This window comes from Streptomyces sp. NPDC060194, from assembly GCF_042728285.1.
Lineage (GTDB): Bacteria > Actinomycetota > Actinomycetes > Streptomycetales > Streptomycetaceae > Streptomyces.
The window spans coordinates 1-18,844 of sequence record NZ_JBHWZH010000008.1 but is presented as its reverse complement, the minus strand read 5'-3'; the positions used below and the strand labels follow the sequence as shown (position 1 = coordinate 18,844).

Below are 18,844 nucleotides of genomic sequence, written 5' to 3'. Positions count from 1 at the left end.
ACCCCGCCCCACCTGCGAGAACGAGGCCGCATGACCACCCCCTACATCCGTGCCCTCCACGACACCGACGCGACGGACGTCGCAGAGGTCGGCGGCAAGGCCGCGAACCTCGGCGAGCTCGCGCACCTCGACCGCGTCCGCGTACCCGACGGCTTCGCCGTCACGACGGCCGCGTTCCGGCGCACGCTCGCCACCGCGCCCGACGTGACCACCGGGCTGGACACCCTCGCGCACGCGAGCGACCCGGACGAGCTTTGCGCCACCGCCGCCCGCATCCGGGACCTCGTCGCACACATCCCCCTTCCCGCGGACGTGGCGACGGCCGTCACCACCGCCCTCGCGGCGGACCCGACCGGCACCGCGTACGCCGTCCGCTCCAGCGCCACCGCCGAGGACCTCCCCACCGCCTCCTTCGCCGGCCAGCAGGACACGTACCTCAACGTCATCGGCGCCGAGGCGGTTCTGAAGCACATCTCCCGCTGCTGGGCCTCCCTGTTCACCGACCGCGCGGTCGCCTACCGCCGGCACAACGGGATCGACCACCGCACGGTCCACATGGCCGTGGTCGTCCAGCGCATGCTCACCCCCCACGCCTCCGGCATCCTCTTCACCGCCGACCCCGTCACCGGCAACCGCACCGTCTCGACCGTCGACGCCGCCTTCGGCCTCGGCGAGGCGCTCGTCTCCGGTCAGATCAACCCGGACGTGTTCACCGTCCGGGACGACACGGTCGTCACCCGGACGATCGCGGCGAAGGACCGCGCCCTGCACGCGCGCCCCGGCGGCGGCACCCGGCAGGTCGCCCTCGACGCCGACACACAGCGACGCCCCGCCCTGACGGACGCCCAGGCCGTCGAGCTCGCACACATCGGCCGCCGAGTCGAGGCCCACTTCGGCCGTCCGCAGGACATCGAGTGGTGCCTGACGGACGACGGCTTCCACCTCGTCCAGAGCCGCCCGATCACGACCCTGTTCCCGATCCCCGACGCCCCCGACGACGGCAACCGCGTCTACGTCTCGGTCGGCCACGGCCAGATGATGACCGACCCGATGAAGCCGCTCGGCCGCTCCGTGTGGCAGCTCCTCGCCATGGTGGAGATGCACGCGGCGGGCGGCCGGCTGTTCGTCGACGTCACCCCGCGCCTCGCGAATCCGGCGACCCGCGACGGCCTGCTCGCGGTCCTCGGCCAGGGCGACCCGCTGCTGCGGGACGCCCTGGAGACGGTGCTGGCCCGCGCGGACTTCCCCCTTCCGGAGCCGGCCGCCCCCGCCGGCCCGCCGCCCGGACCCGCCTCCGCCCCGCCCCCGCCCCCGCTCCCCACCGACCCCGCCGTCGTCGCCGAGCTCATCGCCCGCGACGAGGCCTCCCTCGCCGCCCTGGAACGCGACATCGCCACCCGGTCCGGCCCGGCCCTCTTCGACTTCCTCCTCGACGCCCTCGCCGAGCAGAAGCGCCTGCTCACGGACCCCCGCAACCACCAGGCGATCATGGCGGGAATGGACGCCACCCAGTGGCTCAACGAGCACCTGGAGGAGTGGCTCGGCGAGCGCAACGCCGCCGACACGCTCACCCTCTCCGCCCCGGGCAACATCACCTCGCAGATGGGCCTGGACCTGCTCGACCTCGCCGACGTCGTCCGCCCGCACCCCCAGGTGATCGCCTACCTGCGGGACGCGCGGGACGACCGGACCCTCCTCGACGGCCTGGCCGATCTCGACGGCGGCCCCGAGGCCCGCGACGCGCTCGCCGCGTACCTCGACCGCTACGGCAGGCGCTGCGTCGCCGAGATCGACCTCACCCGACCGCGCTGGAGCGAGCGCCCCACCGCCCTGGTCCCGGCGCTCCTGGACAACGTCCGCAACTTCGAACCGGGCGCGGCGGCGCGGCGGTTCGAGGAGGGACGGCGCAGGGCGACCGCGAAGGAGCGCGAAGTCCTGTCCGGCCTGCGGGAGTTGCCCGACGGCGACGCCAAGGCCGACGAGACGAAGCGGATGATCGACCGCGTCGTCACGTTCATCGGCTACCGCGAGTACCCCAAGTACGGGATCGTCGGCCGTCTCGCCGTCTACAAGCGCGCCCTGCTCGCCGAGGCCGAACGCCTGGTGCAGGAAGGGGTGTTGGCCGACGTCGAGGACGCGTTCCACCTCACCTTCGACGAGCTCCGCACCGCCGTCGCCACCCGCTCCCTCGACCCCCGCCTCGTCCGCCGCCGCAAGGACGAGTTCCGCGCCTACGAGGGCCTGACCCCGCCGCGCGTCCTCACCTCCGACGGCGAGGCCCTCAGCGGGGCCTACCGCCGCGACGACGTGCCCGCCGGCGCGCTGCCGGGGCTGCCGGTCTCCGCGGGCACGGTCGAGGGCCGCGCCCGCGTCGTCCTCGACCTCGCCGACGCCGAGCTCGCCCCCGGCGACATCCTCGTCACCACCTTCACCGACCCCAGCTGGTCCCCCCTCTTCCTCGGCATCGCCGGCCTTGTCACCGAGGTCGGCGGCCTGATGACCCACGGCGCGGTCATCGCCCGCGAGTACGGCCTCCCCGCGGTCGTCGGCCTCCCCGACGCGACCCGGCTGATCCGCGACGGGCAGCGCATCCGCGTCCACGGCACCGACGGATACGTCGAGTTGCTCACCTGACGCCCCCTCACGGACGCGCGAACACCCGCCATGGTTGTGGTCCCTGACGACGATTGACACCGTTGTCGGCCCTGCGTTGGATCTCCTCGGGGCCCCGGCGAACCGGCCGGGGAAGCAGTGACAAGGGGGAACAGCAATGTCCGGACTCATGCGCGGCATATCCGCCGCCGTCCTCGCCGGGACGGCGGTCGCGGCGACGGTGGCCCCGGCCACGGCGGCGCCCGCGCCGGCACCGGTGACGGAGCGGATCACGTTCTCGTCGACGGGGGAGCAGCTCGACGACGGGGCCGGCATCGGCGCGCTGAGCGCCGACGGCCGGTACGTCGCCTTCACCTCGTCCGAGAACGGCATCGTGCCGGGCGACACCGACGGCCAGAACGACGTGTTCGTCCGCGACACGCAGACCGGCACCGTCGAGCAGGTCAACGTGGCGTCGGACGGGACGCAGGCGGACGACGCCACCGCCTGGGGCGTGCGGATCAGTGCGAACGGCCGGTTCGTCGCGTTCATGTCCTGGGCGCGGAACCTGGCGCCGTACCCGCAGCCGCCGGTGGTGGCGGGGGACGTATTCGTGCACGACCGCACCACCGGCCGCACCGAGCGGGTGAGCGTCGCGCCCGACGGGGGGACCGTCTGGGCGAGCACGCCCTTCGACATCTCCGCGGACGGCCGCCACGTCGCGTTCGTCGGCTCCTCGAAGCGGATGGAGGGGACGGCGAAGAACGAGGACTTCGCCTACGTCGTCGACCGCCGCACCGGAGCGGTGAAGCGGATCAACGACGCCCTCCCGCCGGAGTGGCACGTCGACAGCGTCACCCTGAGCGCCGACGGAAGCCATCTCGCCTACACCGCCCGGCACCCCCGGGGCGGACGGCACGAACTGTGGCTCGCCGACCTGGCCACCGGCGAGCGTCGCCTGGTGAACGCCACGCCCGAGGGGGAGCCCACCAACGGCGGGCCCGGCGGCGTACGGCTCTCGGGCGACGGCAGTCTCGTCGCCTACATCTCCTTCGACGAGGAGACGGTGCCCGAAGCCCCCGACTACACCTGGGAGCAGTACCTCTACGACAGCCGTACGGGTGAGACGCAGTGGATCACCCACGAGGGCCGGGGCGGGGTCGGAGCCGGCCTCCTCAGCCGCGACGGGCGGCTGTTCGCCTACAGCGCGGACGACGAGGAGGACCCGAACGTCAGCAATGTCTACGTGCGGAACCTGAGGACCGGCCGCACCCAGCTCGTCAGCCGCACGCTCGGCGGCGGTCCGCAGACCGAGGGCTACGCGGCGCCCGCCGCGTTCGCCGACAACGCGCGGGTGCTCGGGTTCTCCTCCAGCGCGCCCGACCTCGTCACCGGTGACACCAATGCAGTCGGCGACGGGTTCGTCCGCCGCCTGCGCTGACCCCGGCCCGTCCCGCCGCGGGGCGGCCGCCTAGGCTCGGTGCCGGGGTCGCGCATCCGCGTGGTCCCGGCCCACCAGGGAGGCGCCCCCGCATGGCCGCGAGCCCGGACGAGCCGATACCCGCGCCCGGCGCGCCCTGCCGGGTCGTGCTGTGCCGGGACTGCTGCTGCGGCACGGTGAAGGTCGACGGCGATCACGCCGCGCAGACCGCGCGCCTGCGCGCCGAGGTCCCGCTGCGGATCAGCGAGTGCCTCGACATCTGCGAGCAGGCCAACGTCGTGGTCGTGCAGCCCTCCGGCGCGGCCCGCGCCGCCGGCGCCCGCCCGGTCTGGCTCGCGCTCGTCAACGACGCCGGGGCCACCGACGACATCGTCGCCTGGGTCCGGGCCGGCGGCCCCGGTGTCGCCCCGATGCCGGACATCCTGGAGCTGTACGCTGCAACGCCGCCCCGCCGGATGTGACAACACCACCCCGTCCGGGGTGAGATGTGCGCTCACCACGAGCAGCCGGGGGGCCGACCATGAGCGTGACCATCGACAAGGCGTTCGCCGCCGAACGCACCCGGCGCCGCCGGGCGGCCCTCCGCCTCGCCGCCTCCGCCGCCGCCCTCGCACCCGCCGCTGCGCTCGGCGCCTGGTGCGCCCGCGACGGCGGACTCCTGTGGGGCGCACGGCTGTTGCACCACCCGTACCTCTTCGCCCTCGCGGCCGTCGTCCTCCTCGGCACCGCCTTCTTCCTCGCCACCGGCCTGCGCCGCACGGGCATCGTCGCCGCGCTCGCCGGCGTCCCCCTCCTCCTCTTCGCCCTCGGCCTCGGCATGCTCTTCGGCCCCCTCTTCCCCGACACCACCACCCACCCCGCCCCCGGCGGCGCGGACCGCCGCGTCACCGTCGTCGAAGGCGTCCACGCCATCGACACGACCTGGACCGTCTACGTCGACGAGGGCACCTTCCCCACCACCCGCCGCTGGTCCCTCGGCACCTTCGCCTACGGCGTCTCCGTCTCCTGGTCCGGCCCCCACCGCCTGGACGTCGTCGGAGGCGGGGAATCCCACTCCATCGACCTCGACCCGGCCACGGGGAGACCGGCCCGCACCCTCTCCGTGGGCTGACGGGCCGCCGTCCCCTACGAGGGGGCGGCGGCAGACCCGTCGGCACCGCGGCTGAGGTAGGCCTGCCAGTCGGCCCGGCCGCCCGCACCCAACAGGCCGACGTCCTCGCCGAGTTCGGCCACGGGGGTCCGCTCGAACTCGCGGCGGGCGACGCGGGTCACCAGGCCGGGGAAGAGCGGGCGCAGGGGCTGGCACCAGCGCAGCCAGGGGGGCGCGTAGACGTACGGGCGGCGGTCGGCGATGCCGGCCGTCAGCCAGCGGGCGACCTGCTCGGGGGAGTGGACCTTGCGGGCGAACCGGGGCTGGTTGCGGCGCAGGGCGCTCAGGACGGGGTGCTCGTCCATGTCGGTGACCATGTCGGTGCCGGTCCAGTGCAGGTACGCGATGCCGACGGTGATCCCGTCGGGCGCCAGCTCGCCGCGCAGGGCCTGCGCGAACGACTCCGCGCCCGCCTTGGACGCGCAGTACGCGCTCATCATCGGCGCGGAGCCGAAGGCGGCGGTCGAGGCGACCTGGAGGAGGTGGCCGCGGGTACGGGCCAGGTGAGGCAGGAAGGCGCGGGCGGTGTTCGCCGCGCCGGTCAGGTTGACGTCGATCACCCGCTGCCACAGGTCGGGCTCGGTGCGGGCGAAGGGGCCGCCGGCCGCGATGCCGGCGTTGGCGACGACGACGCTCGCCGGGCCGAGGGCGTGCGCGACGCGTTCGGCGGCGCGGTCGAGGGCGGGGCGGTCGGTGACGTCCGCCTCCAGGCAGAGGCTCTCGCCGGGGAGGGCGGCGGCGGTCCTGGCCAGCGTCTGCTCCTCCCGTCCGAGGAGGGCGACGCGCATCCCGGCGCGGGAGAGGGTCAGGGCGAGCGCGGCGCCCACGCCGCGGGCCGCGCCCGTCACGACGGCGACGCGTCCCCGCAGGCCGGGGGGTACGGCGGGTACGGTGGTGCCGCGTTCGTCGTCGCCCACGTTCCGCTCCCTCTGCCCGCGTGCCGGTCCCTCCGTCGTACCACCACCCCGGCCTCCCCGCCGTTCGGGGCTTTCTCCCCCACCCGCCCCTTCCCCCAGTCCCTCGCCGGGCGGCGTTGCGCCTGCGGCGCGTGCACGGGCTGCGCCCGCGCGGCCTCAAACGCCGGCCGGGCTGAGTTTTTTTTGTGCGGCTCGGCGGTGTTGTGGGCCGCCACCCCCGCTGTGGGCAATCGTGCCGCAGGGCGTGTGGGGTCTCCCCTGCTCGAGCGAAGCCGAGAGCTCGGGGAAGGGTGGGCACAGCCCACAGTGCCCAGCGCAGCGTCGTGTGCGCCCGCCCCGGTAGGCCTCCCGCGGCGAAGCCGCACTCGCCCCGGCCGTAGGCCGGAGGGGGAGACCGCCACCCCCACCCCGCTGTACCCAGCGCAGCGTCGTGCGCGTCCGCCCCGGTCGGCCTCCCGCGGCGGAGCCGTGACCGGTCCCGGCGGCCCGGTGGGTCACACCACCAGGCGGAGGGAGGCCGAGGCCACGCCCACGCGGATGCTCTGCCCCCACGTCAGCTCGATCGCGTCGGACTCCACCCCGTCCCCGAAGGCGACCAGGCGGTCCGACTCGACGACGAGGCGGAGGGACTGCCCGCGGTCCAAGACGCCCGCCACGCGGGACGTGCCCGTCGCGGGGGAGGGCCAGGCCTCCCGGACGAACCACGACAACCGCGGATCGCAGGGCGCGGGCAGCGGCCCGACCCCGCCGCGCTGGAGCCAGAGGGAGCGCAGCCACCCCGTCGCACCCGTCCCCGTGCCGATGAGCACACCGGAGGAGGCCTGCGCCTCGTCGGGCCCGCCGCCGGAGAGCCGGTAGCGGGCCGTCTGGTGGCCGGGCGGGCCGACGAAGACCTCGTTGAGGGCGCGCAGTCGCTGCGTGTCGTCGGCGACGGCCTCGACCATGGTGAGGGCATCGACGGAGGCGGCCGGGGAGACCGCCGCACGGAGCAGCGCGGCCGCGTCCGCGCACCGGTGCCGGACGAGGACCCCGGGATTGCGCCCCGGATCGGCGTCGACGCCGACGACGGGCTGCCCGTCGAGGTACTTCGCGACGTTGGCGACGAGCCCGTCCTGCCCGACCACGACGACGACGTCCTCGGGTCCGAAGAGGAACCGTTCCAGGTCGGCCCGCTCCACCCGCGCCTGCCGCCAGGTCAGCGGGACTGCCGCGGCGACGGCCCGCACGGCCTGCTCGGCACGGTCGTGGCGGGCGAGGACGTCGTCGATCGACCTCCCCCGCCCGCCGAGGAAGAACGAGGCCTGGCCGTGGGTGCCGTGGCGGGCCAGGAGCTCCTGGTACTCGGTGCGGCGGTGGACGAGGACGGCCCGCGGGGCGAGGCTCACGCCGAACCGCCCGAACCGCCCGAACCGCCCGAACCCGCGCCGGGACGGCCGAGCCGGTCGAGGAGGCCGGTGAGGACGTCGGGCGAAAGGGTGACGCTCTCGATCCGCGGCAGGTTCTCGGCCAACCGGGTGGCGGCGAGCGCCCCGAGCGTCTCCGCCGACGCCTCCCCGTGCACCCGCAGCCACGCCGCCTGCGCCTCCGCCCGCGCCGCGCCCGCGGCCCGCACCGCCTCGGCCTCCGCCTGCGCGAGGCGGACCTTGCGCGCGGCCTCCGCCTCGGCGCGCACGCCGTCGGCCGCCGCCTTCTCCTCCGCCTCGCGGCGGCTGTTGGTGCCGCGCTGCTCGACCAACTGCTCTTCGCGCCGGGCGAGTTCGATCTGGCTGGCGAGCTCGTTCTCGGCGATGGCCCGCTCGCGCTCGACGGCGACGGCCCGCCGCTCGTACGTCGCCCGGTCGGCCTCCTGCTGGATCTGCTCGCGGGCGGGGGTGCGCAGCGCCCGCTCCACCTCGGCCTCGGGCCGGATCGCGACCACGCGGACGTCGACGACCTCGATCCCGGTGGCCGGCAGCCGCGGCTCGGCGGCCAGCGCGCGGGCGACCCGCTCCCGTACGGCGGCGACCCCGTCGACCAGCGCGGCGGCGAGGAGGGTGCGGGAGAGCACGTCGAGGGTGTGCTGCTGGGCCGTCTCGGTGAGCAGGGTCCCGATCTGCTCCAGCGGGGCGCCGCGCCACTTCCCGGTGTCGGGGTCGATCGAGAAGTCCAGCCGCTCCGCCGCCTGCCCCGGATCGCTGACGCGGTAGGTGACGGTGGCCTGCACGGAGACGTCCTGGAAGTCGGCGGTGCGGGCGTGGAAGACCATCGCGAGCTCCCGGTCGTCCACCGGCACCTCCGACAGCGCGGCCGACAGCGAGCGGAACCAGAAGCTCAACCCCCGCCCGTCGTGCGCGAGTTCGCCCCGCCGGTGGTGGCGGACGTGTGCGTTGGGCGCGGAACGCAGATGGCGCCAGCCGAGGCGCCGGGTGATGTCGGCCATGGTGGACCCCCTTGATTTCGTCACTAGGACGATAACGAGCCGACCCTCTTATCGTCAAGGGGACGAGAAAGGATGTGTTCCGTTCCCGCACGCCCCTCCCCGCCCTCCGGTGGCGGTGCGATGATGAGATCCGCCTTGGAGGGGGAACGCCATGACGGTGCAGGACATCCGCATCCGCCTGGACGGGACGGCCGGCGAGAGCGACATCGGCGCCCTGCACGCCTGGCTGGAGCAGGAGAGCCCGCTGGACGAGCTCGTCCGCGCGGGCGAACTGCACATCCACGAACGCCAGCGGCGGGACCAGCCGGGCGCGCCGATGGGGCTGAGCCAGGAGATCGTCCTGGTCGTGGCGGCCTCGGTCAGCACCGTCACCGCCGAGGCGCTGCTCCAGCAGGTCAGACAGTCCGTGGAGGCCTGGCGCGCCAACCGCAGGCAGGTGGAGAACGGCGAGCCGCCCGAGGGCCGCGTCGAGCGCGACGAGCCGGACGGGACCGACGGGACCGGCGGGCGGGGCGACGCGGACGCTCCCGCCGGGCAGGACGGCGCGGACGCCCCCGCCGGGCGCGACGGCGAGGTCCGCACCGGTGCGGAACGGAACGATCCCGAGGGCCGATAGGCGACGCCGTGGCCGACCAGGACCCGCGGACCGGGCGTGCCCGCGCCCTGCTGGTCGGGGTGTCCGCGTACGACCACGTCGGGCATCCCGACGGCGTTCCGGGCCAACTCCCCGCCGTCGCGCTCAACCTGGAGCTGATGCGCGACGCCCTGGTCCGCGGCGGGGTCTTCGCGGAGCAGGACGTGCGGCTCTGCGCGTCCCCGGACCAGGGGCAGTTCCAGAACGCGCTGCATGAACTCTCCCAGGAGGCCGCGGACGTCCTGCTGCTGTACTTCGCCGGCCACGCCGCCATCCCCAACGCGGCCAACGAGCTCTTCCTGCAGATGCGCAACGCCAGGGTGGTGGCCGGCGCGCACGCCGTGTTCCCCGGCGGGCAGCAGTTCGGCGAACTCCTGGGGCTGCTCGCGCCGAGCCGCGCCGCGCACATCGTCGTCGTCCTCGACTGCTGTTTCGCGGGGAACGCGTTACGGGTCTGGGAGTCCTTCGACGACAAGCGGCGGCAGCGCATCCTGCTCCTGACGAGCGTGCAGCCCAACCACCGTACGGACGCGGGCCGTCCGGACACGCCTACGCCGTTCACGGCCGAACTCGTCGCCCTCATGGCGGAGCGCGGCGGACTGCGCTTCAGCGAGCTGAAGGGCCTGCTGCGGGAGCGGATGGCGGCGGCCGGGCACCGGACGATGCGCGACGACGTGTGGAAGCCGGGCAGCTCCCACGACTCGGACCTGGACGTCCTGCTCACGGCCCCGACGCCGCCCCCCGACGCCCTCGCTTCCGCCCCCGACCCCGTACCGGCGCCCGTTCCGGCACCCATCGCCGCCTCCGGTGCGAAGCCCGTGGCGGTGCCCGCCCCGGCGCCCGATCCCGCCCCCGACCCGGGCGCGGCCACGGCGCCCGACCGGATCACCCCACCAGCCGAGGCCCCCGGCCCACCCGCACCCGATCCGACCACCCCGCCCGCCCCGGCAGCCGCCCCACCCGCGCACGTCCCGGACGCGAGGCCCCGGCGGAAGCCCGTCGCCGTCCTCCGCGCCGTCCCACGCCGCCGCGTCCTGTTCGCGGCGGCCGGACTGCTGCTCGCCGCCGCCCTCGCCGTTGCCGCGGGCGTCCTGCTCGGCCCGTCCGACCCGTCCGCCGCCTCCTGCACCCCGCCCCTGGAGTTACGCGTGCTCACCGACCCCGACCTGGAGCCCACCGTGCGGCGGATCGCGGACGCCTACCTCACGTCCCCCGCCAACACCGACGGCGCCGGCTGCCGGCGCGGCGGCGTCACCGTCTACAGCGCGGGCGCGGCGGACGCGGTGACCGCGCTCGGCCGGCGGGCCGGCGCGTGGCAGGAGCCGCGCGGGGACACCGTCAACCCGCAGCGGGACGTCGGCCCGCAGCCCGACGTGTGGATCCCGGCCACCCCGGCCGACGCCGAACGGGTCGTGCGGGACCAGGACACCGACACCGCCGCCACCCTCGACCCGGCGGACGAACCCTTCGCGTACTCCCCGATCGTGCTGGCCGTCCCCGAGGACCTCGCCGCCGACGCGCCCGCCGACCGGGCCGGCCCCTCGCTCGAGACGATGCTCGACGCGCTCCAGGAGCGCCGGCCGGACGCCGAGGTCCGGCGCAGCGACCCGGAGTTCACCGCCACCGGACTGCTCGCCACCGTCGGCCTCTACGGCACGCCGGACGACGGTTCGCCGTCCGGGGCGGAGCCTCGCGACCCCGCCCGCGCCGAGGCCCGCGTCGCCCAGCCGACCCCGCCGTCGCCCACCGCGGCCGAGCTGCTGTGCACGCTGCCCGACGACGCCGCCGCCGACGAGCGGACGGCCGCACTGGTGCCGGAGTTCCTCATGAAGAGCGGCCTCGGCTGCGACCAGGTCCTCCGCACGCCGCGCACGGCGCAGTACCCGGGCGACGTCCCCGGCCTGCAGCCCGTCTTCGTCCGGGTGCGCTGGCGCGGCGCCGACCGGGACCTCGCCGCACGCGACGGCGCCGCCGACCGCTTCCGCGCCTGGCTCACCGGCGGACGGGGCCGTGCGGTGCTCGCCGCCGACGGCTTCCGCGCGGCGGACGACGACCGCGCGCTGCTGGCCGACGACGTCCCCCGCTCCCTGGTGCGCGACCCCGAGCCGCTGACGGAGGCGGCCGGCCGCGACGCGGTGGACACCGCCCTCGCCGACTACCGCGTCGCCGGCGGCCCCGGCCGGGTCCTCTTCCTCCTCGACGCCTCCGGCTCGATGGCCGGCCGCTGGGAGGGCCCCAGCGGCGGCCCCGGCCTGCTGAAGCAGTCGCTCGGCGGGCTCGGCGCGCGGGACGAGTACGCGGTGTGGTCGGTCGCCGGCCTGGGCTCCGGCGCGGACACCCACCGGACACTGCTGCCGTTCGGCCGGCACCCCCGCGCGGAGGCCGAACGCGCCCTGGACGGGGCCCGGGTACGCGACGCCGAGGCCGACCCGCCCGGCGCCCTGCTCGCCGCCCTCGCCGCCATGGAGCGGCGCGGGGAGGCCGACGACCGCCCCGACCTCGTCGTCCTCGTCACCGACGGCGAGGACTCCGGCCGGCTCTCCGGCGACCGGCTCGCCGACGTCCTGGCCCTGGCCCGGGCGAGCGACGTCCCGGTCACCACCGTCTCCCTGCAGGGCGGCGGCTGCGACGCCCGCCGGCCCGAGGCCCGGCTCGCCGCCGCCGGCGGCCGCTGCCTGGACGCCGACGACGACCTCGGCCCCGCCCTCCACGACGAGGTGGCCCGGACCGGGACGGGCCGCGACTGATGCGCCGCCGCCCCCTCGCCCTGCTGCTCCTGCTCGCGCTCACCGCCTGCACCGCACCGGGCGCGCCCCGGCCCGGCGCCGCGCCCACCGACACCCCCGGCGTCATCGTGATCGCCAGCGGCCGCGACGTGACCGGCAAGGACGGCGTCCGGCAGCGGCTGATCGACGCCTGGAACACCGCGCAGGCGAAGGCCCGCACCGGCTACAGCGCCCGGCTCGTCGAACTGCCCGGCAGCGCCGACGAGCAGCGCAGCCAGCTCCTCGGCGCGCTCCAGTCCGGCAGCGCGGCCTACGACGTCGTCAACCTCGACGTCACCTGGGTCCCCGAGTTCGCCGCCGCCGACCTGATCGAACCGCTGGGGGACGGCCTGCTCGACTCCGACGTCATCCCCTCCGTCGCCGCCACCGCCCGCTGGGACGACCGGGTCTACGCGGCCCCCTTCAACAGCGACGTCGGCCTGCTGTACTACCGCCGCGACCACCTGCGCGCCGCCGGGGTGCAGAACCCCGACCTCGACACCCGGACCGACTGGGGCGACCTGCTGCGGCTGATCACCTTCCTCGGCGACCGCAGGCCGCCCGGCTACGAGCGCGGCTGGACCACCCAGCTCGCCGCCTACGAGGGGCGCACCGTCAACGCGATCGAGGCGTTCGCCTCCGTCGACGTCACGCTGACCGACGACGCCGGCCGCTACACCGCCACCGCGACCGAACTCGGCGAGGGGCTCGCCGAACTGCGCCGCCGCACCGGCCCGGCCACCGTCCTGGCAAACGCCACCCGGTCCGACGAGGCCGCCTCGCTCGCCGACTTCGGCGCCGGCCGCACCACGTTCCTCCGCCACTGGCCCTCCGGCTACCCCGCCCTGCGCCAGACCTTCGACGGCGACGAGCTCGGCGTCACCGCCCTCCCGGGCCGCGCGGTCCTCGGCGGCCAGAACCTCGCGGTCACCCGCACCTCACGGCGCACGGAGAAGGCGACCGAGCTGATCACGTACCTGACCGGCCGGGGGAGCGAACGCTGCCTGCTGGACGCCGGCTTCGCCGCGACCCGCACCTCCGCCTACACCGACGCCGCCGTGACCTGTCCCGTCGGCGCCCCGGACGCCCCCGCCGGCGAGAACCCCGGCGGACTCCCGCGCGACCCCGCAGGCCGCCCCGAGCACGCCGCCGCGACCCTCCTGCCCGCCCTCCGCGAGGCCGTCCAACGCCCCCGCACCCCCCTGTACGGCGCGTTCACCCAGACCCTCACCAGCGAACTGGCCCCCCTCCTCACCGACGACCCCCCGGCCGAGTCCGTCCTGGCCGAACGGCTCGACGCGGCCCTGCGCCGCGCCCTGCCGGACTGAGGGCGCCGCTATTTCGACTCCGCCCGGCCGACCGCGTCCGGGCCGGACAGCAGCGCCGCGCACGCGGCGTCCCAGGCCGAGGAGTCGCCGTACAGCCGGTCGCGGAGGTATGCCGCCGTGAGGTCGGCGAGCGCGGTCACCCGGCTGGGGCTCTCGTCGGTGGTCTCGGCGGCGTCGTAGCCGGCGATCCCGCCGAGGCCGTGCTCCGCGCCGAAGAGGGTGAGCAGGGTCTTGGGGCCGGGGGAGAGGCGGTAGGGGTCGGCGTGCCACTCCGGGCCCAGGTCGGTGAAGTGCCGGGAGTCGTCCCGGTCGCCGGCGACGACGAGCGCGGGCGTCGTCATGGTCGAGAAGTCGAGCGCGCCGATGATCGGGTACTCGCGGCCCATCGGGCCGTTGAGGGCGTCGCCGCCCCGGCCCGGCGAGGCGAGGAGCACGCCCGCGCCGATCCGCGGCTCGGCGAGGCGCACGACCCCGCCCGACTCGGGGTCGGTGATGCCCGCGCCGAGCAGCTGCGAGGCCGTGAAGCCGCCGAGGGAGTGCCCCGCCAGTCCGATCCGGGTGCGGTCGACCCGGCCGGCGAGGCCGGGGACGGCGGCCTCGACCTCGCCGAGCCGGTCGATCACATGGCTCATGTCCTCCGCCCGCGAGCGCCAGAAGAACGGCGCGCCCGGCGCGTCGGCGACCAGGTGCGCCAGCGAGCGGGACGAGAGGTGGGTGGGCTGCAGGACGACGAACCCGCGCGCGGCCCAGGCGTGCGCGAGCGGGGCGTAGCCGTTGAGCGAGGACAGGTGGTGCGAGGGGCCGTGCCCGTGCGACAGCAGGACGACCGGCAGCTCGGTGCCGACCGCCGGAACCGTGACCCTCAACTGGAGGGTTACGGGGCGGCCCGGGACGTCGAGGGTCACGGGGCTGAAGGAGACGACGGGGGTCGTCGAGGCCACGGCGTCGGTGAGCGTGCTCATGGGGGGAGTCCTTTCGTGCAGATCCGCCGCTCTCGGCTAAGCTGAACCGGAACGCTGCTCCATTTAGTATCCGGAACAGCGCTCCGCTTTGTCAACCGATACCTGAGGAGTGCGGGATGAGCGCCGCCGAGGACACGCCGTCACGGGGCCGCAGGTCGGACGCCCAGCGCAACCGCGGGGCGGTGCTCGCCGCCGCGGCCGCCGTCTTCGTCACCGACGGCGTCGACGCCCCGATCCGCCGGATCGCCGCCGAGGCGGGGGTCGGCATGGGCACGGTCTACCGCCACTTCCCGACCCGCGCGGACCTCGTCGCCGCCGTCTACGAGCACCAGATCGAGGAGTGCGCGCAGGCCGGCCCGCGCTTCCTCGCCGAGTCCGCCGACCCCTTCGACGCCCTGCGGCGCTGGATCGACCTCTTCGCCGACTTCCTCGTCACCAAGCACGGCCTGGCCGACGCCCTGCGCTCCGACCAGGACCGGTTCGCCGACCTGCACGCGCGGTTCCTCGACCGGCTGCTCCCCGTCTGCGCCGACCTCCTGGCCGCCGCGACGGCCGCCGGGGCCGTCACCCGCGAGGTCCGGCCGTACGAGCTGATGCGCGGCATCGGCAACCTCTGCATCGGCCGCGACGACGACCCCCGCTACGACCCCCGCCGGCTGATCGCCCTCCTCCTGGACGGGCTGCGACGGCCGTAGGCGCGCGGTGGGTGATGCGTGGCGTCCGGCGCGCGCCTCGCACTGCGCACGACGCATACAGTGCTGCCCATGACGCAAGACGACGAACTCGACGGCCTCGTCCGCAAGCGCATCCGCGCCCTGCGGGTCGCGCAGGGGTGGTCGCTGGAGGAACTGGCCTCGCGCGCGCACCTCAGCCAGTCCTCGCTGAGCCGGATCGAGAACGGTCAGCGCCGCCTCGCCCTCGACCAACTAGTCACGCTGGCGCGGGCGTTGGACACGACGCTGGACCAGCTCGTGGAGACGGCGACGGACGACGTGATCACCAGCCCGGTCGTCGACCAGGCGCACGGGTCCCTGCGGTGGAGCGTCAGGGGCGACCCCGGGATGACGGTCATGCGGCAGCGGGTGACGGGGCCGCCGCCGGACAACCCGGCGCGGATGCGGGCCCATCCGGGGCGCGAGTGGTTCGTCGTCCTGTCCGGTACGGCGGTCCTGATGCTCGGGAACCGCCGGTTCCGGGTGGAGACGAACCAGGCGGCGGAGTTCCCGACGATGATGCCGCACGCGATCGGTGCGGAGGGCGGGCCGTGCGAGATCCTGGGGATCTTCGACCGCGACGCGCGGCGGGGGCACCAGCGGGAGCCCGCGGAGGGGGAGTGAGCGGCCGTCGGGCGGGTCGTTGCGCGTTCGGCAGCGCTTGCGGCGACCTTCTTGCGTAGATCGGGAGGAGGTGTGCCTCCAGCGCATGGGGCTCCTACGGTGGGGGCATGAGCCACGCACACTCGCACTCCGGTCACCACTCCGCCGCCGCACACGCGCACGGCACCCCCGCGCACGACGGGCACGCCCCCCACGGCCACGCCGACGAATCCGGCCACTCGGGGCACGACCACCGCGCCGACGACATCGGCGAGATCCTCGACCTGGACGCCGAGCTCCTCGCCGAGCACACCGCCGCCCTCATCGACTGGCTTCCGCTGACCGCCGCCCCGCGCGAGATCGTCGACCTCGGCTGCGGCACGGGCGCCGGCGCCTTCGCCCTGCTCGACCGCTTCCCCGAGGCCCGCGTCACCGCCGTCGACTCCTCCGCCGCCCACCTCGCGCAGCTCCGCTCCACGGCCTGCGTACGCGGCATCGACCACCGGGTCCGCACCCTCCAGGCCGACCTCGACGCCGCCGCCTGGCCGGACCTCGGCGCGCCCGACCTCGTGTGGGCGTCGGCCTCGATGCACCACATGGCCGACCCCGCGCGCGCCCTGCGCGCCGTCCACGACAGCCTCGCCCCCGGCGGCCTGTTCGCCGTCGTCGAGCTGGCCGGCTTCCCGCGCTTCCTGCCGCCGGACGCGCCCGCGCAGGCGCCGGGCCTGGAGGAGCGCCTGCACGCCGCCACCGAGGGCTTCCACGCCGAGCACGTCCCCCACCGCGGCGCCGACTGGGGCACGATGCTGGCCGCCGCCGGCTTCACCGTCGAGGGCGAGCGCACCCTCTCCGTGCGCATCGGGCACAGCCCGACCGTCGGCTGCTACGCCCTCGCCGGACTGGCGCGCATGCGCGGCACCCTCGCTCCCGAGCTCGCCCCGGCCGACCTCGCCGCCCTCGACCGCCTGCTCGACCCGTCCGCTCCCGACGGCATCCTGCACCGCGACGACCTCACCGTCCGCACGGAGCGCACGGTCTGGGCCGCCCGCCGGGTCTGAGGGCCCGCCGCCGATATACATGGCAGGTGCATCCTTTCGGAGGAAGGGGAAGGCGCACCGTATGAAGCCCGCCACCGCGCACCCCCGCCGTGTCCCCCTCCTCGTCGCCCTCGCCGCCGGCGGCGTGGTGGCCCTCTCCGCCTGCGGTGCCGGGGCGGCGGGGGGCGGTGACGGCTCGGACGCCGCCGACACCCCTCCCTCGGCCGCCGCGTCCTCGCCGGAGCAGGGTTCCTCGAACTCCCCTGCCCCGCAGGGGAGTTCCGTCCCGAGCGCACCTTCCGGCACCGCCGGCGACTCCGCCACCAGTGCGCCGCCGGCGCGCGGGAGCGACTGCACCACCGGCGACCTCAAGGCCCGACTCGCCTTCTCCGGGCAGGAGATGAACAGCCGGTACTTCGACCTGACCCTCACCAACACCGGCACCGGAACCTGCTCCCTCAGCGGCTACCCGGGCCTGTCCGTCACCGACGCCACCGGCAAGCGCATCGGCGAACCCGCCACCCGTTCCGCCAACGGCTCCGTCGCCAACGTGACCTTGGCGGCGGGCCAGGCCGCCCACGCCGTCGTCCAGACCCCCGGCCGCGACGTCACCGACGGCAACTGCTGGACGAAGCCCGCCGACTTCACGGTCTACCCCCCGAACAACACCGCCGCCCTCACCGCACCCGTCCCGGACACGCTGGAGATCTGCGGCGACACCTTCACCGTCGGCCCGGTCACCTCCCACGCGCCGTGAGCGACCGCCCCACCGAGGTCGATCGCCGTGGCTCCCGCCCATTCAGCCGGCGAGGCGCCGCGCCAGGTGCGCCAGCTCCGCCCCACGCAACACCCGCCCCCCGAACCCCGGCAGAGGAACGTGCAGCGGCTCCGTCCACCGCACGGGGATCGACTCCGCCCCATGGCAGGCCCCCGCGAGAGCACCGGTCACCGCGGCGACGGTGTCCGTGTCGCCGCCGAGGTCGATTGCCGCGCGGATCGCCTCCTCGAACCCGCTGGTCGTGCGCAACGCCCAGACGGCAGAGCCCAGGCACGGCCACACGGCGCCGTTGAACTCGGTCGCTAGGTCGGGGTGCCAGTCGGGCGCGAGGACGGTGGCGTAGCGCTCACGTTGGTCGGCGTGGACGAGCGGGAGGACGCCCGGGAGCGCGGCGACGGGGTCGCCTCCCTCCAGGGCGACGCGGATCAGCTCGTGGAGGATCGCGGTGCCCTCCCACGCCGCGCGGTCGCCGTGGGTCAGAGCGGCGATCCGGCGCGCCGCGTCCATGGTGGCCGCTCGGCCGGCGGAGGCGAAGTGGACGGCGGAGGTCGACGCCCGCATCAGCGAGCCGTTGCCGGCCGCCCGCTGGCTGGTTCGGAAGTGCACCGCGGCGGCGACGTCCCATGGCATGCCGCCGGTGAGGACGGCCTCCGTCTGCAGACCGATGTCCTTGGGGTCCGCCGCCGCCCAGCGCCGGAAGCGGGCGAAGACGTCCGCCAGGTCCAGGCCGCCCCGCTCGAGGAGTGACTCGGCGAGCAGGACCGCCATCTGGGTGTCGTCGGTGGCCTCGCCCGGATCCCAGCCGCCGCCTCCGCACATCTCGCCGCCGGCGCCCGGCGCGGGGAACCGGGCGGAGAAGGCGTTCTCGGGGCCGAACTCGAACGGGCCGCCGAGCGCGTCGCCCACCGCCGAACCGACGACCGCTCCGACGGCCCGGGTCCGCCGTGCCTCCTGGTTGCCCCGCATCCGCGCAGGGTATCCGGGCCGCGAAGCCGACCGCGTCGCGAATTCGGCACTCCGTGCCGTTCTCGCGGCATGGAGGCGCGCGAAGGGGGCACTCGGACCGCGTCTTCGTCCCCGCGCTCCCGCTAGGTGGATCATGCTGATACCGCACCCGGACACCGTCCGCTCGCTGCTCGCCCGGTACCACGAGGCGCAGCTGCAGTACGCGCAGAGGGCGACGTACGAGCTGGAGCGGGAGATCGAGGACGTGTCGTACACGCTGTGCGTGAGCACGGCGACGCTCACGATCGCCGACGCGCTCGTCGTGGCGGACACGGTCCTGCGGCAGGCGGCCGGCGCGGCGGAGGCCGTACGGCCGACGCAGGCCTCCCCGGCCGAGACCCCCCTCGCCGCGGCCTGAACCCGTAGGACCCGTAGGACCGGCAGGGCCGCCCGACCCGCCCCCGTCACGGCTCCCGAGGAGCCGGGGCGGGGGGGGGGTATTAAAAAAAACGAGGCCCCCCGACCACCAGCGAGGGGGGTATGGGGGGGGTGGGTGGTTA

Annotated in this window: 17 protein-coding genes; 12 read left to right on the top strand and 5 right to left on the bottom strand. The window is 75.5% G+C overall.

Features of this window, described 5'->3' with window-relative positions; genetic code table 11:
* Positions 1-30 precede the first annotated feature (30 nt).
* From rph to ACFWEG_RS03015, 4 genes are all read left to right on the top strand, one after another.
* Positions 31-2,634, top strand: coding sequence for a rifamycin-inactivating phosphotransferase (gene rph, locus ACFWEG_RS03030; RefSeq protein ID WP_387208525.1), 2,604 nt, complete (start codon positions 31-33; stop codon positions 2,632-2,634).
* 136 nt (positions 2,635-2,770) lie between these two features.
* Positions 2,771-4,033, top strand: coding sequence for a TolB family protein (locus ACFWEG_RS03025; RefSeq protein ID WP_387208523.1), 1,263 nt, complete (start codon positions 2,771-2,773; stop codon positions 4,031-4,033).
* Positions 4,034-4,125: 92 nt separating this feature from the next.
* Complete coding sequence (locus ACFWEG_RS03020) at positions 4,126-4,494, top strand: (2Fe-2S) ferredoxin domain-containing protein (RefSeq protein ID WP_387208521.1); 369 nt, start codon at positions 4,126-4,128, stop codon at positions 4,492-4,494.
* 59 nt (positions 4,495-4,553) lie between these two features.
* Positions 4,554-5,144, top strand: coding sequence for a hypothetical protein (locus ACFWEG_RS03015; RefSeq protein ID WP_387208519.1), 591 nt, complete (start codon positions 4,554-4,556; stop codon positions 5,142-5,144).
* 14 nt (positions 5,145-5,158) lie between these two features.
* Here ACFWEG_RS03015 and ACFWEG_RS03010 read toward each other — a convergent pair whose 3' ends face one another.
* The 3 genes from ACFWEG_RS03010 to ACFWEG_RS03000 all read right to left on the bottom strand — a co-directional run bounded on the left by ACFWEG_RS03010 (position 5,159) and on the right by ACFWEG_RS03000 (position 8,519).
* Positions 5,159-6,100 (bottom strand): SDR family oxidoreductase, encoded by a 942-nt coding sequence (locus ACFWEG_RS03010; RefSeq protein WP_387208517.1) that lies wholly within the window; start codon positions 6,098-6,100, stop codon positions 5,159-5,161.
* A gap of 494 nt (positions 6,101-6,594) precedes the next feature.
* Positions 6,595-7,485 carry a hypothetical protein gene (locus ACFWEG_RS03005; protein WP_387208515.1) on the bottom strand — a complete coding sequence of 297 codons (891 nt, stop codon included), beginning with the start codon at positions 7,483-7,485 and terminating at the stop codon, positions 6,595-6,597.
* Positions 7,482-8,519, bottom strand: a complete 1,038-nt coding sequence (locus ACFWEG_RS03000) for an SPFH domain-containing protein (RefSeq protein WP_387208513.1) — start codon at positions 8,517-8,519, stop codon at positions 7,482-7,484. The genes ACFWEG_RS03005 and ACFWEG_RS03000 overlap by 4 nt, the downstream gene beginning before the upstream one ends.
* A 151-nt stretch (positions 8,520-8,670) precedes the next feature.
* On the opposite strand from ACFWEG_RS03000, the gene ACFWEG_RS02995 reads away from it, so the two are divergent.
* The 3 genes from ACFWEG_RS02995 to ACFWEG_RS02985 are packed head-to-tail and all read left to right on the top strand — an operon-like array spanning position 8,671 to position 13,246.
* The gene (locus ACFWEG_RS02995; RefSeq protein WP_387208511.1) at positions 8,671-9,135 is read left to right on the top strand and encodes a hypothetical protein; all 465 of its coding nucleotides are present in this window, start codon (positions 8,671-8,673) and stop codon (positions 9,133-9,135) included.
* 8 nt (positions 9,136-9,143) lie between these two features.
* Positions 9,144-11,900, top strand: a complete 2,757-nt coding sequence (locus ACFWEG_RS02990) for a substrate-binding domain-containing protein (RefSeq protein WP_387208509.1) — start codon at positions 9,144-9,146, stop codon at positions 11,898-11,900.
* Positions 11,900-13,246: an extracellular solute-binding protein gene (locus ACFWEG_RS02985; RefSeq protein ID WP_387208507.1), complete on the top strand. Its 1,347-nt coding sequence runs from the start codon at positions 11,900-11,902 to the stop codon at positions 13,244-13,246. Before ACFWEG_RS02990 ends, ACFWEG_RS02985 begins: the two co-directional genes overlap by 1 nt.
* 8 nt (positions 13,247-13,254) lie before the next feature.
* On the opposite strand, the gene ACFWEG_RS02980 is transcribed toward ACFWEG_RS02985, so the two are convergent.
* Entirely contained in the window at positions 13,255-14,208 is a 954-nt protein-coding gene (locus ACFWEG_RS02980; protein WP_387208505.1) for an alpha/beta hydrolase family protein, read from the bottom strand.
* 116 nt (positions 14,209-14,324) lie between these two features.
* Here ACFWEG_RS02980 and ACFWEG_RS02975 point away from each other — a divergent pair, with 116 nt between their 5' ends.
* From ACFWEG_RS02975 to ACFWEG_RS02960, 4 genes are all read left to right on the top strand, one after another.
* A complete protein-coding gene (locus tag ACFWEG_RS02975) occupies positions 14,325-14,903 on the top strand; it encodes a TetR/AcrR family transcriptional regulator (protein ID WP_387208504.1) in 579 nt (192 codons plus the stop codon).
* 69 nt (positions 14,904-14,972) lie between these two features.
* Positions 14,973-15,545: a helix-turn-helix domain-containing protein gene (locus ACFWEG_RS02970; RefSeq protein ID WP_387208502.1), complete on the top strand. Its 573-nt coding sequence runs from the start codon at positions 14,973-14,975 to the stop codon at positions 15,543-15,545.
* Positions 15,546-15,652: 107 nt separating this feature from the next.
* Positions 15,653-16,582, top strand: a complete 930-nt coding sequence (locus ACFWEG_RS02965) for a methyltransferase (protein WP_387208500.1) — start codon at positions 15,653-15,655, stop codon at positions 16,580-16,582.
* 61 nt (positions 16,583-16,643) lie between these two features.
* Positions 16,644-17,318 (top strand): DUF4232 domain-containing protein, encoded by a 675-nt coding sequence (locus tag ACFWEG_RS02960; RefSeq protein WP_387208498.1) that lies wholly within the window; start codon positions 16,644-16,646, stop codon positions 17,316-17,318.
* A gap of 42 nt (positions 17,319-17,360) precedes the next feature.
* On the opposite strand, the gene ACFWEG_RS02955 is transcribed toward ACFWEG_RS02960, so the two are convergent.
* Entirely contained in the window at positions 17,361-18,305 is a 945-nt protein-coding gene (locus ACFWEG_RS02955; protein WP_387208496.1) for an ADP-ribosylglycohydrolase family protein, read from the bottom strand.
* A gap of 133 nt (positions 18,306-18,438) precedes the next feature.
* On the opposite strand from ACFWEG_RS02955, the gene ACFWEG_RS02950 reads away from it, so the two are divergent.
* Complete coding sequence (locus ACFWEG_RS02950; RefSeq protein WP_387208494.1) at positions 18,439-18,702, top strand: DUF5133 domain-containing protein; 264 nt, start codon at positions 18,439-18,441, stop codon at positions 18,700-18,702.
* The last annotated feature ends 142 nt before the right edge of the window (positions 18,703-18,844 follow it).